Origin of the sequence: Spirosoma profusum (genome assembly GCF_014699005.1) — a bacterium.
Taxonomy (GTDB): Bacteria; Bacteroidota; Bacteroidia; order Cytophagales; family Spirosomataceae; genus Spirosoma; species Spirosoma profusum.
Genome location: NZ_JACWZY010000038.1, coordinates 31,493 through 46,392 on the forward strand (window position 1 = coordinate 31,493; position 14,900 = coordinate 46,392).

Annotated in this window: 13 protein-coding genes; 8 read left to right on the top strand and 5 right to left on the bottom strand. The window is 45.6% G+C overall.

The features are described 5' to 3' along the window. Positions 1 to 83 precede the first annotated feature (83 nt). Positions 84 to 5,867, bottom strand: coding sequence for a beta strand repeat-containing protein (locus tag IC229_RS29765; RefSeq protein ID WP_190891767.1), 5,784 nt, complete (start codon positions 5,865 to 5,867; stop codon positions 84 to 86). Between the two features lie 1,415 nt (positions 5,868 to 7,282). Here IC229_RS29765 and IC229_RS29770 point away from each other — a divergent pair. The 5 genes from IC229_RS29770 (at position 7,283) to IC229_RS29790 (ending at position 10,507) form a co-directional block, all read left to right on the top strand. Then, positions 7,283 to 8,506 (top strand): site-specific integrase, encoded by a 1,224-nt coding sequence (locus tag IC229_RS29770; protein ID WP_190891769.1) that lies wholly within the window; start codon positions 7,283 to 7,285, stop codon positions 8,504 to 8,506. Between the two features lie 65 nt (positions 8,507 to 8,571). Continuing rightward, a complete protein-coding gene (locus IC229_RS29775) occupies positions 8,572 to 8,841 on the top strand; it encodes a helix-turn-helix domain-containing protein (protein WP_190891771.1) in 270 nt (89 codons plus the stop codon). 2 nt (positions 8,842 to 8,843) lie between these two features. Then, positions 8,844 to 9,086, top strand: a complete 243-nt coding sequence (locus IC229_RS29780; RefSeq protein WP_190891773.1) for a hypothetical protein — start codon at positions 8,844 to 8,846, stop codon at positions 9,084 to 9,086. 61 nt (positions 9,087 to 9,147) lie between these two features. Next, positions 9,148 to 10,029 carry a hypothetical protein gene (locus IC229_RS29785; protein WP_190891775.1) on the top strand — a complete coding sequence of 294 codons (882 nt, stop codon included), beginning with the start codon at positions 9,148 to 9,150 and terminating at the stop codon, positions 10,027 to 10,029. Positions 10,030 to 10,165: 136 nt separating this feature from the next. Further along, a complete protein-coding gene (locus IC229_RS29790; RefSeq protein ID WP_190891776.1) occupies positions 10,166 to 10,507 on the top strand; it encodes a nuclear transport factor 2 family protein in 342 nt (113 codons plus the stop codon). 34 nt (positions 10,508 to 10,541) lie between these two features. On the opposite strand, the gene IC229_RS29795 is transcribed toward IC229_RS29790, so the two are convergent. Both IC229_RS29795 and IC229_RS29800 read right to left on the bottom strand, forming a co-directional pair. Beyond that, positions 10,542 to 11,021: a hypothetical protein gene (locus IC229_RS29795; RefSeq protein WP_190891778.1), complete on the bottom strand. Its 480-nt coding sequence runs from the start codon at positions 11,019 to 11,021 to the stop codon at positions 10,542 to 10,544. A 29-nt stretch (positions 11,022 to 11,050) separates the two neighbouring features. After that, positions 11,051 to 11,446 (bottom strand): helix-turn-helix domain-containing protein, encoded by a 396-nt coding sequence (locus IC229_RS29800; RefSeq protein WP_190891780.1) that lies wholly within the window; start codon positions 11,444 to 11,446, stop codon positions 11,051 to 11,053. 139 nt (positions 11,447 to 11,585) lie between these two features. On the opposite strand from IC229_RS29800, the gene IC229_RS29805 reads away from it, so the two are divergent. Genes IC229_RS29805 through IC229_RS29815 form a run of 3 tightly spaced genes read left to right on the top strand, consistent with a single transcriptional unit; the run spans position 11,586 to position 13,593 of the window. Then, positions 11,586 to 11,774, top strand: a complete 189-nt coding sequence (locus IC229_RS29805; protein WP_190891781.1) for a hypothetical protein — start codon at positions 11,586 to 11,588, stop codon at positions 11,772 to 11,774. Further along, entirely contained in the window at positions 11,722 to 13,056 is a 1,335-nt protein-coding gene (locus tag IC229_RS29810) for a radical SAM/SPASM domain-containing protein (protein ID WP_190891783.1), read from the top strand. The genes IC229_RS29805 and IC229_RS29810 overlap by 53 nt, the downstream gene beginning before the upstream one ends. A 36-nt stretch (positions 13,057 to 13,092) precedes the next feature. Further along, positions 13,093 to 13,593: a hypothetical protein gene (locus IC229_RS29815; RefSeq protein ID WP_317171664.1), complete on the top strand. Its 501-nt coding sequence runs from the start codon at positions 13,093 to 13,095 to the stop codon at positions 13,591 to 13,593. A gap of 13 nt (positions 13,594 to 13,606) precedes the next feature. Here IC229_RS29815 and IC229_RS29820 read toward each other — a convergent pair whose 3' ends face one another. Beyond that, the gene (locus IC229_RS29820) at positions 13,607 to 14,194 is read right to left on the bottom strand and encodes a mobile mystery protein B (RefSeq protein ID WP_190891785.1); all 588 of its coding nucleotides are present in this window, start codon (positions 14,192 to 14,194) and stop codon (positions 13,607 to 13,609) included. Next, on the bottom strand, positions 14,191 to 14,646 hold the full coding sequence (locus IC229_RS29825; protein WP_190891787.1) for a mobile mystery protein A: 456 nt from the start codon (positions 14,644 to 14,646) through the stop codon (positions 14,191 to 14,193). Before IC229_RS29825 ends, IC229_RS29820 begins: the two co-directional genes overlap by 4 nt. Between the last annotated feature and the right edge of the window lie 254 nt (positions 14,647 to 14,900).

The window sequence follows — 14,900 nt, forward strand, 5'->3', positions numbered from 1 at the left end:
ACGAGGGTTTTGTATAAAAAACTGTAGCCAGTTAAGTTCTGGGTGTCCTAACTGGCTACAGCGTTATTCAATCTTATTCTGACTTAGTGCTTAAGCAACTTTATCGTCCGACGCTGGGACGAGGTTTCTACCTTCAAGAGGTAAATTCCGCCCGAAGCGCCAACCCGCAATCGAATACGCTCCTGATCAGCTGCCGACGCCGTTTGCCATGAATCGACCGAAACGCCCTGGCCGTTCACAGTGGTAGCATGCAACAATCGCCCATATGCACCCTCTATCAGCACGTCCACCCACTCGCCGGCCACAGGATTTCCCAGCACCTGCACACTGAGTTCAGCGAGCTTCTCGGCCGATTGACGGGCGGGAGTGCTACAAGCCGCCAGCCAGTTGTAGCTGAAGCTGGCTTCACCCGCCGTGCCTGCCTGAACCGCTTTAAGCAAAATCACCGGATTGTCGGTGTACAACCGCAACTCATACGGACCACCCGCTGTGGTAGGAGCTAGTTCATTGACTACCGAAAAGCTAACAGGTTGGCCCGTTAAACCACTGTACTGGGGACTAAAACGAATCAGTCGCTGCTGTGCGCTCACTGCCTGACAGTTCAGTAACTGCACACCCGTAATAGCAAAAATCCCGGTGGGCGGAACAGTTACCTGATTGATGGTGAAGACAAAGCTGGTACTAGCCGACAGGCCCCCCGGATCGGTGGCGGTGATAAATACTGTAGAAACACCGCTGGCTGAAGGCGTACCACTGATCACCGACCCATTCAGGGTTAACCCGGCTGGTAAACTACTGGTAGTCAGCACTAATGCATCGCCATTGGGGTCTGTAAACGTAGTGACGGGGATACTGTAGGTAAATGCCTGACCAACAACGCCTACCTGGTTGGGGATTGACTGCGTAACGGTGGGGGCTGCGTTGACAGGGGGCGTACTGCCGCAGGCAGCCAGCCAGTTGAAACTATAACTCACTTCACCAGCAGTGCCCGCCTGACTGGCCCGCAGTTCCAGCACTGGATTGTCGGTGTACAAATCCAGACTATAAGGGCCTGGCTGATTGGTGGCAGGCAGTTCGTTCACCACCCGAAAGGTGACAGGTTGGCCTGTCAGTCCACTGTACTGGGGGGTAAAGCGCACCCGGCGTTGAGCTACTTTGAGCACTTCACAGCTCACCGACGTAACACCCACAATAGCAAAGTTGGTTGGCTGAGTAGACTGGGCCTGCACCGTCAGTGTGAACGTAGCACTCACCGACAGATTGCCTGGGTCGATAGCGGTGATGGTCACCCCGAACATACCGGTCTGAGAAGGCGTACCACTAAGCAGCGTATTCACTACGTTCAACCCGGCGGGCAGTCCCTGAGCGGAGTACGTAAGAGTCTGGCCCTCAGGATCGGTGAAGTAGCCGCTCAGGTTAAGTTGAAACGGCTGATTCAGGGTGGCAGTCTGAGCGCTGATACCCACGGTAGTTGGCGGCTGGTTGGGGCTGCTTCCCGTACTACAGGAGGCCAGCCAGTTATAGACGTAGCGGGTTTCACCATTACCTGCCTGATTGGCAACCAACGTAATAATTGGGTTGTCCTGATAAAGATTCAGGGTGTATGGAGCGGGCTGGGTGGTAGGTGCCATCTCATTGACAACAGAGAAGCTGATTGGATTACCATTTTGCCCGGTATAACGGGGGGTAAACTGCACAACGTACTGACCTCGGCTTGGATTTGTCTTGTAGCAGTTAACCATGTTGACGCTGGTGATGGCGAAATTGGTGTTAGGTGCCTGAATCATCAGAATCTGCGCAGGAGCGGGTGGACTAGTACAGTTACCCACGGTACAGGTAGCTGTCAGGGTATACGTTCCCGGCGTGGAGAGCGTGTAGATGTTTCCACTGGCCTGCCCGGTTCCACCCTGCACCTGCCAGTTGAGCGTACCCGAGCAGCCGCTGGCGGTAACGGAAATGGGCTGGTTGACGGTGGTGAGGGCACTAACCTGAAGGCTGGGGACAGGTACTGAGTTATCCTGGCTAACCTGAGCAGAGGTTATGCCCTTGCAGCCATTATTTCCAGTTAGAGTCAGGGAATAGGTACTAGCTATACTCACCGAGATGCTGGGCGTAGTGGCCCCTGTGCTCCACTGATACGTACCTACACCATTGGCTGTTAACGTAGCACTCGGGTTGGCGCAGGTCAACGTAGCGCTGGTGGGCGTAATCGTTAACGATGGTACGTTGGTATCCTGAGCGACCTGAATAGAGGCAGAAGCCGTGCAGCCATTAGCTGAAGTCACCGTTACCGAATACGTATCGGCTGCATTTACCGAGATGCTCGCTGTATTGGCACCCGTACTCCATCGATACGTACCATCGCCACCAGCAACTAAATTGACGGATGGATTCGCGCAGGTCAGCGTAGTACCAGCCGGCGTTCCGGTTGAAGGCGTAATACTCACCGACGGTGCATTGATGTTCTGATCGACCTGTGCAGATGTGGTGGCAGTACAGCCATTTGTACCAGTCAATGTTACGGAATACGTAGTAGCTATACTCACCGAAATACTGGATGTGGCAGCCCCTGTGCTCCACTGATACGTACCTACACCATTGGCTGTTAACGTAGCACTCGGGTTAGCACAGGTCAACGTAGCGCTGGTGGACATAATACTCACCGACGGCGCACTGTTATCCTGAACTACATTCACCGTGGTTGTGCTCGAACAACTGCTTCCATTGGTCGCGGTCACAGAATATATACCTGCTACGTTGACGAATGCCGTGTTGCCCGACTGATTTACTACCCCCGGTCCGCCGAATTGATACGTTGTACCTCCGCTAGCAGTTAACGTAGCGCTCGTCAGGGCGCAGGTCAACGTTCCGCTGGCCACCAATATAGGCGATGGCGTTAAATTCACTATTACGGACTGACTAGTGGTGGCTGAGCAACCGTTGACATTTGTATAACTATAGACCACCGTATGCTGACCTACCAACAGATTACCGGGCGAAAAGTTGAGCGCTATCGTACCGTCGACCGTAAAGACGCCACCGGTTGGCGACCCACTTAAAGGAACATCGGCGGCATTTTTACAATAACTACTGGCCAGATTTGTAATGGAAGGCGTCGGAATCGGATTCACCGTAACGACCGCTGTAGCACTGGCATTACCGGCATTACTGTTGGCCGCTACGGTAAGCGTATACGTAGTTGGAGAGCCAACCGAGGGAGCACTAAGCGTGAATTGGGGTGACGTACCGGAACCGGCGAACCCGGCTGGACTACTACTGAGCGAATAAATTACCGGGGAGCCAATATTGCTGGCTGTAGCGGTCAGGCTCAGGGACCCATTGACGCAGACCGCATTAGCGGATAAAGCCAGGCTTAAGGTTGAAATATCGACCGTGAATGAGTTGGTATTGCTACTGACACTGACCGCCTGGCCGCTCAGTTGAGCCGTAGCTCGTACCGAGTGACTGCTATTCGATAAAGCGGAAGGCTGAAGCAGCGACCAGTTGCCGCCAGTGGCTGTCGTGGAACCGATTGTGGAGCCATCCACATAAACAACAACCGTGCTGCCCGCCGAAGCTGTTCCCGAATAAGTAGGCGTATTGGTGGTGATCAACGTTCCGTTTGCCGGTGTGTTTACCTCCGGTGTTGGTGTTACCGGCTGGCTATACGTAATGGAGAATTGAGCAGCCGCCGAGTTGTTATTACCAGCGGCATCTTGTGCTACGTTTGCCGCTACGTTAATTGTTATCAGCCCATTAGCTGCGGGCGTAACGTTGAACGTATACGTAGCACCACTACCTCCAAAGCCACCCAACATACCATTTGTCACGGTTACCTCATTGGCCAAAAGTCCGGTTACGCTCTCCGAGAAAGTCACCGTAACAGGAATGGGGCTGGTCGACGTTGTTGACCCGCTGGTGCCCGCCGAGCTACTGATACTAACGGTAGGAACAATGGCGTCCACTTTCACGCCAGCCGTGTTAGGAATAGTATTGAGCGTCAGGTTTGCATCATTCCCGAGTCCATCCTTCAGCGATCCTGAATTTAAATTTATCGGGCTTCCAACTTGTACACCATCATTGTCTTGCTGCCCTGCCAGAACGGTATATTTGAATGTCAGCGCAGAGGTTCCACTGCCGCCGGTGTAGAAAGCCTGTACGTTTGTACTTCCAATGGTCAGTGTGAGATAGGGGAGGCCCGTTACGTTTACATTATCATTGAATTGTACAGTAAACGTCAGATCCTGCCCCGTTCGGTAGGTATTATTAGCCGGTATCGTAACTGAACTAACGGCTGGGCCTGTTTTGTCAATGGTGACCGTTGTTCCTGTCGTAAATGGTACGTTGGTAACCGTAGGAGCAACTCCTGACGTATTGGCCATGTCTAATCGAATGGTGCCACTGCCCGTACCTGTATTCACGGCTACGTTACGTGTAGATCCTGAACCGGTTACAGTTCCTACCGAGGCACCTGACACTCCCGATGTTGTTAACACAAAATTTGATGACCCTACACCAGTAACTGTCTTATCGAACGTAACGGCAAAATTGATTGACGATGCATTGGTTGGGCCAGGAGAAGTTGTGCTAATGGAAGAAACGGTGGCATTGACGGGAGGACCGGGCAGCGTAGCTGTCGTATACCACAAACTTCGGGAACTTCCCTGAGAACAGCTTCCTGAGGGCTTATATCCAAACAGGTACATGATACGCCGATCCGCTGTCAATATCGCCGAAACTGGGTTGGCTTCTGTACCAGAAGGGATTGTATAAGCAGTACCCGTAGTCCAGTTGCCAGAAGCACCGGCTAACAAATAAGCATATTTTAAGCCATTATTCGAATAGGCGACGAACCGGTCGCCATTGCTGTTGATGACAAAGCCTCCAAAATACGTACTACCCACTAAGTTGCTATTAATCTGACTGCTGCTGAAGGAACCGGAAACATTGTTCAGGTAAAGCAATCTGTTCTGAGTGTCTGTATGAACAATATGTACTTTGTTGGCAGCATCAATATCCATACTAATGGCGTTCCCCTGGACGGCTCCTGTAGTGCCGTGCGCTAACTCCTGCGGAGTTGAAGGCCACGACCCTGACGTATTATTTATGTACCAGAGGCCACCGTCCGTGCCTGAATTATCGGTCTCCCGCTGAAAAGCAATATGTGCTTTCCCATCACTGTCCAGAGCAAAATCAAATACATTAATATGATTATTACCTGCTGATCCTCCGCTTTGCGAGAAGGCATCTACTCCTGTCCAACTGCTGCCGTTGTACGTAAAATAACGTAACGCAAAAAACCGTGAACCAGCAGCATCCTTAGCTACAAAGACAATGTGAGGCCGGTTTGCTGCATCAATTTCTACAACGGGGTCAAATGGTGCTTTAAAGCCGTTCGGGGTCGAGTAGCTTTCAATTTCGGTGAATACCCAGCTGGTACCGTTGGCACTATAGCCGTAAAAGACAACCTTTGGGCCAGAAGTGGCATCACCTCTGGAGCCAACAAAGACGACGTGAAACCCACCATCGCTATCTATGGCCAGATTCAGATCATCGGTGGGTCTTTCAAATCCGGACACTGCAGGTAATGTACTGACTGTTATCCAATTGCTGCCATCGAAACGTATCAATTTATAGGAATAAGTCAGATCGTCCCCTTTTTTCCAAAATCCATACATATTGCCATTTGTCGGGTGAGTAGCTAATGAGCTGAATGGTAAGGAGCAACCCAGCCCACTTTCGATTTCATCGGTGTCAAAGGTTTGAGCCGGCGTGGTTACAGCAAGACCAGTGATGAATACCAGGGCTAACCAAAAGGTCGTCCAACAGCTATTTCGATACCTGTCGAAAAGAGTAAAGATTGGCATAGTGAGTTATTGGTTTAGTAAAAAAGAAAGCAGAGAAAGCGGTAAGAAGCTTATAGGAAGGCAGCAGCAAGTAAGCGTATCAATGGATGATCGCTGGCAGCTTGTAATCAGGCCAAATCCTGAAGACTACGTATTGAAAATGAGTAGACAAACCATTAGTAATTCGGGCTTGTCTCAGTAAGCAGGCAGATACCAGATAAGGCACAGGACGCTCGATCCCAGCATGAAAATGACGTTTTTCAGGATGATAATTTAAAGGAGTGGAACGTGTTTAAACAGGGCAAACCTAGAGATTTGCAAGCCCCCTATCCATACTGCATTTGTATGATTTTTTCAAGGTCGCCTTAAACTTTATAAGACTCATATCCATACTACATTTGTATGATTTTGCAATCTGAAGTCTCAATTAGAAACCCAGATTTGCTCGCTCTTAGGTTTATTCCCAATTGCTTGACTTGAACCTATAGTTCAATTGAAAAGTAAGGAAGCCCTACCTATGCAGGGCACGAGGAGAATTTGAGCGAGGGTGAGCGCAGAAAAAAGAAATCAATACAACAGACGAGGTTTTGCATTATTTTAATGAACGAATCCAGTCAGTGTTACAGATCCAGACTGAGCATTGCCAGCCTAAATCGACGACAATAAAAAGCCCGACCTATCAATAAAGGCCGAGCTTTTGTTTATGTCCGTCAAGAGAATGCCCTGGGAGAAGATACCGACTGCCTTTTAGAATGTCGCGTCGCTTCGTCGATGCGATCTAATTCGACCTGTTAAAGCTCTTTTTCAGGCGTAAGATTTCTTGTTGCTTTTAGTTATATGGACTTGGCTGCCAACCCCTTGAGTAGTTGCTCGTTCCCGGTGTTATGGGTTAATTGTTGGGGTGTACTTCAGCAGTTGCTTTTGGGAGCCTTTAGCATGGGCTAACTTAGGGAACATAAACGACATCGCGGCAAGAAACGCATACGCTGATAAGTTTAAAAATTAGTATGCGTGCATAACAATCTTAATGAAATGATTATATTCGCCACAGATTCCATGAAAAATGACAAAGGATTCGCTTTCGTTAATATTCGGCTTTTATAGCGAACTGCGCTGCTGGAATGGAATTAAAGGAGCGTATTAGACATTACCCCTGATTACTCAAACGATTATGAATAAGTCTAAAAGTGAAAATGTTGTACCTATGTTGTACCAACAAAAAAAGCAGTTACGAGCAAAATTCGTAACTGCCTGATTTTGAGGTGGTGATGAACGGAATCGAACCGCCGACACAAGGATTTTCAGTTCTAAAAAAGCTGGTTTAATATGGTTCGATATGATTTTATTTGGCTGATTTTGAGTAACTTAGCAATCGCACAAAAACAGGTGGAAACAGACAAAACCACCAAATGTTGTAGTATTGTTGTAGTAAAATCATGACAGCTGTAAAAATTATCCTCCGAAAAGAAGAGAAAAAAGACGGGACCTACCCGCTTGCCATCAGGGTTACCAAGAATCGAAAATCATCCTATATCTATCTAGACTACAGCGTTAAGCCGGAAGACTGGGACTATAAACAGGGACGCGTTAAGAAGTCTCACCCAAACTCGGCCCGTCTGAATAATCTCATTCTCAAAAAGCTTTCAGAAGCCAATGATCATTCGTTAGAGCTTGAAACGCAAAAAGTCGTTGTCTCTCCACAAGCCGTCAGGCAAAAGATCAAACCATCAGCCAGCAACACGTTCTTCGTTCAGGCTGAAGTCTGGCAGCAACGCTTAAAAGAAGCCGGTAAATATAACCAATATACGGCTGACAAACCTCGCATCAAGCATTTCAAAGAGTTTCTGAAACAGGATATCGCCTTTGCCGATATTACTGTTGCTATGCTCGAACGGTTCAAGGCGCAGCTTATCACAAAACACGGCCATTCAGAACGATCGGCAGTCAATCATATCGTGATGATCCGCTCGGTGTTTAGCCATGCCATTAAAGAAGGCGTTATTGATGCGAAGCACTATCCGTTCGGGAAGGGTAAGATGAAAATCAAATTCCCTGAATCTAGTAAGATCGGTTTGACCCAAGAGGAAATAAACCGACTGGAAACGGTCGCTTTGGAGGGCAACGCTAATCACGCCCGAAATCTGTGGCTATTCTCCTACTACTTCGCTGGTATGCGGATCAGCGACGTGTTGCGCCTGAAATGGAGCGATTTTCAAAATGACCGCTTACACTATGAAATGGGTAAGAACAGCAAAAGCGGTTCTCTGAAAATCCCTGATAAAGCGATTAATATCATTGATCACTACAAAGCGTTTCAGCAGAACAAAAATGATTTTGTTTTTCCCGAACTTAAAGGTGTTGACCTCAACGATAAGTTCATCACCCAGCGCACGATTGCGTTTAAAACAAGTAGTATTGACAAAACTCTGAAAACGCAGGTTGCCCCGTTGATTGGCACCGATAAGAAACTGACGATGCACTTGGCCCGTCATTCGTTTGCGCAGGTTGCCAGTGATAAAATACCTGTGCAAATCCTGCAAAAGCTGTACCGGCACAGTAGCATCCTCACGACGATGGGTTATCAATCCAACTTTACTACCCAACAGACCGATGATGCGCTTGACGCTGTCTTGAATATGGAACAGAAACCGAAGCCATAGTGGGTAGTCGAACGGCTTTATTTTCTTTTTCAGGCAGATTTTCTATTTTGGCTTAAAAAATTCTGATGGAAGTTATCTGTCTGCACGATGAAGCATTTTATGCCCTAATCGACAAGGTTCTTGACCGTGTTCAACAACAGCAAGCGGTGAGGGAAGATAAATGGATTTCGGGCAGTGAGGCTATGAAGAAGCTGCGTATCCAAAGCAAAACGACTTTGCAAAAGCTCCGCGACGAAGGCAGTATCCGGTTTTCGCAGCCAGAGAAGAAAATCATTCTGTACGACACCGATTCCATCAACGACTACTTATCCCGCCATTCTAAAGCTACCTTTTAACCATGACAGAAGACGACGAAGAACCATCTCCTGAATTTGTAAAAGGCTATAATCATGGCTACCAGCTAGCCAAGCACGAGCCGGAATTACTGAACAAAATTATGAAGTCCCAAGCCAACAACGCTCCCAGCGATTACGGTAGGGCTATGGCACAGGGCAAAAATCAGTTTGAACATGAAAGGCTCGTTGCTGAGATGAAAGCTACTCGTGAACGGCAAAAACAGAATATAAGGAGAAAAAGGTAATTTGATACTTTTATTAAATTCCAGTAGTTTTAAAAATAAATCACACCATCATTTAATTATTATGGAACTTAAATCTCTAATTAAGAAAGAACAAATTCTTTTTAGTACTGCTCTATCCATAGTCTCTTTTATATTTGGTGCTATAGTACCTGATGTCATACAAGATGTAATCAACGACACCATAATGTATAAATCAGGTGATAACGTAAATAGTTATTTACACACCAATATAATAATTGTTATTAATATGTTTTTTATTGGCTGCTCTCTTTTATTTTTCTATAGTAACAATAGAAAATTAGAAGAAGTGAAAAATGCTAAAAGATTATCAATAAAATATGTTTCTATTGATGATGCATACGGAAAGGATTTATACGCTGAAGCTAGAGATTTTGTAAACCATATCCAAGAAGGCGCTGAAGTAATAGCTATAAATTCGTTTGTAGAAGTATTTGAAGAATCAAAAGATACCGGAAAAGAGGAATATAGAAAAAAATATTTAGAAGATATAGAAAAAAAATTTGGACGAATAAACTATCATAGAATCATTCAATTGTCTTCTACCGATTATGTGGAACTTAGAAAAAATAGCTTGGGTTTAGACGCTAAGATATTAGGTAACTACAAAGATCACTATATAAAGATACTAACAAGTAGGGATGATAAACATACAAATGACAAGCAAATGCAACTTAGTGTAACTATTGCTAAATACCCTATCTCTTTTGTAGTAATAACAAATCCGGATGGGATAAATTATTTAATTTGGCAGATAAATGAACATGTACCAAACTCTACTGATGGTGCCATTCGTTTAACAGGTGTATTTTTGATTATAGACCCCGATGAGCAAATAGTAAAATATTTTAAAAGATGGTTTAACCATCTATATAGCAGCGGGAAAACACATCCTTTAAATTTAGAAGATTTGAGAGCTGCTTAATATAATATGTGGTGTCTACAAAGTAAGTTTGGTTGTTTTAACAATAAAGCAGATTTCTTTATTCGGTACTTGTGGCAACTGGAATTAATATATTGTGCTCATAAAAAATGTTGAAATGTTTAACAGAAAAGAAGTCGTGCAAAGTTATTATACTCATGTTGATAGGAATGACTTTCAACACTTCTCTAAGATATTTACCGAAGGAATTATATATCATAGAGCGGAGCATACGATTATTGGCCTGAAGAATTTAATAAAATTTTATAATAGCGAAAGAAGGATTGTAGGTACTCATTTTATAGATTCTATTTTTGAAAGTCAGAATACCTTAATTGTCTTAGGAAGATTTACGGGAGTAAATTCTAATTCTAATTCTATAATAATAGATTTTGCTGATTTTTTTTATTTTGATGATAAATCCTCACTAATTAGTCAAAGAAAGACATACTTGGCTAACGGTTACGAACTTACAAAATAAGCCATTCGATATTTAGCTTCTACAAAGAATTGTGCTATCGTCTGAAACCGCGCCGAGGCTGTTGTTGATATTTTTGCTCTCGTTTTTCGCGTGCTTGTTGTGCAAGCTTTTTGACTTCATCCTCATCAACTGGCTGCCCTTTTAGAGGTTGCAATCGCTTGGCATCTTGCACACTATCCGTATCTTGCCGACCTCTTGTTTGGCTTTCGGTTTGTTGCTGCCGATAAGCTTTGATCATGTCAGTCGCCTTATCCTGACTTTGGGAAATATCAGGTGATGGCTCTGGTGGAGTGGGCTCCCCTAGATAATCTCGTTGTTCTTGAGCAAAACGGGTTTGCACATCTTTGACCTTTTTTTCATGCAGGTCTTTGAGCCGATCTAGCTGGCCATCAAACCGGCTTTTATCGTAATGATCGTTTTGCAGTTGCCGGATGGTGGCTTGGTCTGCGTAATAGTCTTGATTCAACCGTTCAAGCTCCTTGTCCTGTTGGGCTAAAAGATCGCTGTATGACATAGATGTGGATGTGTGATATTATAGATTGCTTATTTCTTTGATTCCAGTAGTTTCTGCAACAGCTCATTTTTCTCCCGTTCTGACTGAAGCAGTCGCTCATAGAGCTTTCGGTTTTCATCCATTGCTTCAATCCACTTATCAATAGGGTTGAAGTTATAGAGAATCAATGCAGAGTGATCGTTATACGTGTTGGAGATGATGTTTATAGCTTTTTCCTCGGAAAAGTTTTTGATGACTTCTTCCGAAACACCGAGCGCTTTGGATAATTTCTCCAGAGTCGGTTTGTCCAATACCTCCTTACGTTCCAGTTGGGATACAGCCTGCTGACTAAGTCCCAACGATGTAGCCAAAACATCCTGTTTGATTGCCAGAATTTCCCGAATACGTTTGACGTTGCGCCCTTGGTGTACCGTTTGCGTGTCCATGCACAAATCTAGGTGAAATCACTCTGGTAAAAAACAAGTGCCTTGCTTGTTCGATACAAGTCCTGAATTGGCTAGTGATCAAATTGGGCACCGTAACTTTAGCCGAACAAAAACCAGAACGACTTAACCAATTCCAGTCATGACAGCGATTCACTCAAACGATATTCTCTTCGACGATTTTTCCATTCTCAAGGAATTGGTCGGACAACGGCAGCTTAACCTTTCCTCACCGACGACCGATTGCGATTGCATCGGATATACAGTTCCTGTAAGCGATGACAACCACGATACCAATCAAGTCGCCCCAACTGCTGGTCAGGCCGATTGACGAAAAGCATTTCTACGTCGTCAATTGCTCATTTCCCAACTCGCTGAGGATTCTCAATCGGGCACAGTATAGGATACTGGCGGCTATCGACAACCAGACTCCTGTAGCAGCCCTTGGCGATAAACTCGCCATTGAAGCTGACGTTCTGGAGCAGTTTCTGGAAATTCTGTCCCAAACAGAAATAATTCAGTTTGACGACCAGTTTAGTAAACCACAAAAACCAGGCAGGCTTCAATCGCTCAACTTCTGGGTCCATACCACTAATCGCTGTAACCTTTCGTGTGGCTACTGCTATATCTCCACGCTCAATAGCACAGGCGGGATGGTGGAGGCTACGCAAAAGCAACTGCTTCACAAGCTGGTTCAAACGGTCACGCAGCGGAAGATTAGCCACATCAAGCTCAGACTGGCCGGAGGGGAGCCACTAAGCCAGTTTAAAGCATGGCAGGCTTTCATTCCCGAAGCGAAGCGTATTTTAAGCGAATTAGGGTGTTCCCTTGAGTTCTCCTTTATTACCAACCTGACAATTTTAACCGACGAAATTCTTGCGTTTTCCAAAGAGTATCGGATCGGTTATGGCGTTTCGCTGGATGGATTGGACGCCGACCACGATGCGACCCGAAAATTCCGCTCAGGGGCAGGGAGCTTCCATATGATTGACCGGAATCTCAGGACCCTGTTGCAGCATCATATTCCCGTATCGACCAATACGGTTATCACCAACGCTAATCTGGCAGGGCTACCCCATTTGACTCGCTATCTGATCGACTTGGATATTCCATTTCGGTATTCGATTGTGAAAGGCCAGGCTATTGACGCGGAACTCCTGGAAACGCATCTATCCGAATCCTATGCGTTGATGAAAGACGCCATTCAGGAGGGCTGGTCTTTTTCCCGCCGTCATCAATTCTGTGATCTTAAGCCCAATGAGCTGGGCTTTCAGACCTGTGCATCAGGCTTTTCCGGCGGAGCGATTTATGTGGATGGGACTGTCAACTACTGTCATGTTCACTTTGGCGACCCGACGCAGCTAGCCCATACCATTTTTGACGATACATTGGATTTGGTGGATATGATCGAGCAGGGCAGTCATTATGAGGATATGAAATCAACGGACTGCCAGTCTTGCCGCTACAAAGCGGTCTGCACCAGTGGCTGTCCTGTCTACCGTCTGAACGGGAAAGATCCCCAGTGTAGCCTTTATCATCGGTTTATTCCCCTGATTTATGACCTGCAAGCCCGTGAACGGTTGAAATTGCTTCAGGATTACACGATGATATAACCTGTTTTAACTCGTTTCGAGCAAAGGTGGGTTCGCGTGTCAGTCACGATTTCAATCATCATTTCACTACTGGCGTTGTTGTTAACTTTTTATCAGTTACGTCTGCAACGGATTCACAACGAAAAATCGTTGAAACCACTTGGTCAGATTGACCTGCCGGATCACAAAAAGAAGCTTGGCGTTCATATCCGCAATAACGGCTTGGGTCCGCTCATTATCGACCGGCTTAGCTTCACAAAGCGTGATAATATATATTCCAGCATTGCAGACTGTCTTGACCTCGACCCGAAATCCTATATGCACATTTCAGCGAGTGATTTGGTCAAGCGCGTCATTTTACCGAACTCTCATCTGGCGGTATTCGAGAAGAATTTTGGTGAGCACGCCGACGAAGCTCATATCGACCATGTCCGAACGCAACTAAGCCCAATCACATTGAAAGTAGAAGGTCGTGATATTTACGATAACAGGATAGTTATCGAGCGAAGTTTTCAATGGTTTTCCCGATATATTCAGAATGAGACCGTTAAGCCATAAAAGCTCTCCTCTATTAAGACCGAACAAAGGCTCTTAACAGTTCATAATCGTGTTCATCGGCCGCTTTTAAGGCCGTAATATATTGTTTTCTGACAGTGCTGGCATTGGAAAGATCGTCGCTGCCCCAGCTAAAAGGTTCCTGATTCAACAGCTCCGTTAATAAGACGTCTGTAATCAGCCGCGCATGGCGGCCATTGCCGTTCGGAAATAAGTGTATCCAGACCAAGCGATGATGAAACCGGAAGGCGATTTCATCCGGCGCATACGCTCCATAATCAATCCATGCTTTTGTATCGTTCAGCAACTGTCTGATTTCAATCGGAACGCGACTCCACGGAACGCCAATATTTTTATCGGATCGCCGGAAACTGCCCGTCCATCGCCAAACTTTATTGAACATTTTGTCGTGAAGCTGGCGGATGAAGTGCTCATCTAATATATCGGCCTTACGTCGGCGCGATAACCAGGCCAATGCCTCCTGAATATTCTCTTGCTCCCAACGATCCAGTTCGGCACGGGTTGTTATATACTTGAGTTTTAAACCCTCTATCTCGTCTGGATTTAAGGGGGTGGCCCCTAATGGATAGTCAAACTGGTTCATTGATCCCAAAAATCCTTAGGGTTTTCCAGCAATATTTTTTGCACCAAATCGTCAAACGATTTCGCTTTCTCTTCGTTGGTAAGCTCTTGTTCTTCTAAACGCATGGTATGGTTTACTTTTGCCATGCGCTTCATGGCAATCTTTCGAGCTTGTTCCCGAACCATATCCTCAAGGCTGTTCTTGGGAATAAACCCATACACAAACTGCATATCCAAGCCATCGGCAATTTTCTTGAGTGACGATAACTTAAGATCACCATCTATTTCAGCATGTTCTAAGCGGGAAATTCGCGACTGATTGATACCGACCCGTTTCGCCAATTGGTGCGCTGACATGCCCAAGGCTTCACGGATGGACTTAATCCAACCTGCGTCGGAATAGAGGGCAACGAACTGGCTTTTTATTCTCTTATCCAGTTGCTCTCTAATAAGTTTTTTGTCCCAATAAGTCATTTATGCCTTATATATCATTAATATTGCTTTATTTGATGACAATTATAGCATAAAATAAGTTATTGTCAATGCTATTTTTAGCATTGACGTAGAATTCTAGCCAGTAGGATGTATATGTAATTTTGTGTGTTTGTTCATCTTATAATATTCCATTTATTTGTTTTACTGAGATGCTCCACCAATAGCTACCAGCACTTTATTAAGAGCGCCTTTAAGAAGTGAACTAGCATTATGGCTGTCGTATCTAATCCGGG

What these genes read in the sequence shown, in the direction of transcription:
- IC229_RS29805 (WP_190891781.1), top strand. Translation starts at nt 11,586, where the DNA reads ATGACAGCGATTCACTCAAACGATATTCTCTTCGACGATTTTTCCATT.
- IC229_RS29775 (WP_190891771.1), top strand. Translation starts at nt 8,572, where the DNA reads ATGGAAGTTATCTGTCTGCACGATGAAGCATTTTATGCCCTAATCGAC.
- IC229_RS29780 (WP_190891773.1), top strand. Translation starts at nt 8,844, where the DNA reads ATGACAGAAGACGACGAAGAACCATCTCCTGAATTTGTAAAAGGCTAT.
- IC229_RS29820 (WP_190891785.1), bottom strand. Translation starts at nt 14,194, where the DNA reads ATGAACCAGTTTGACTATCCATTAGGGGCCACCCCCTTAAATCCAGAC.
- IC229_RS29800 (WP_190891780.1), bottom strand. Translation starts at nt 11,446, where the DNA reads ATGGACACGCAAACGGTACACCAAGGGCGCAACGTCAAACGTATTCGG.
- IC229_RS29825 (WP_190891787.1), bottom strand. Translation starts at nt 14,646, where the DNA reads ATGACTTATTGGGACAAAAAACTTATTAGAGAGCAACTGGATAAGAGA.
- IC229_RS29785 (WP_190891775.1), top strand. Translation starts at nt 9,148, where the DNA reads ATGGAACTTAAATCTCTAATTAAGAAAGAACAAATTCTTTTTAGTACT.
- IC229_RS29770 (WP_190891769.1), top strand. Translation starts at nt 7,283, where the DNA reads ATGACAGCTGTAAAAATTATCCTCCGAAAAGAAGAGAAAAAAGACGGG.
- IC229_RS29810 (WP_190891783.1), top strand. Translation starts at nt 11,722, where the DNA reads ATGACAACCACGATACCAATCAAGTCGCCCCAACTGCTGGTCAGGCCG.
- IC229_RS29765 (WP_190891767.1), bottom strand. Translation starts at nt 5,867, where the DNA reads ATGCCAATCTTTACTCTTTTCGACAGGTATCGAAATAGCTGTTGGACG.
- IC229_RS29795 (WP_190891778.1), bottom strand. Translation starts at nt 11,021, where the DNA reads ATGTCATACAGCGATCTTTTAGCCCAACAGGACAAGGAGCTTGAACGG.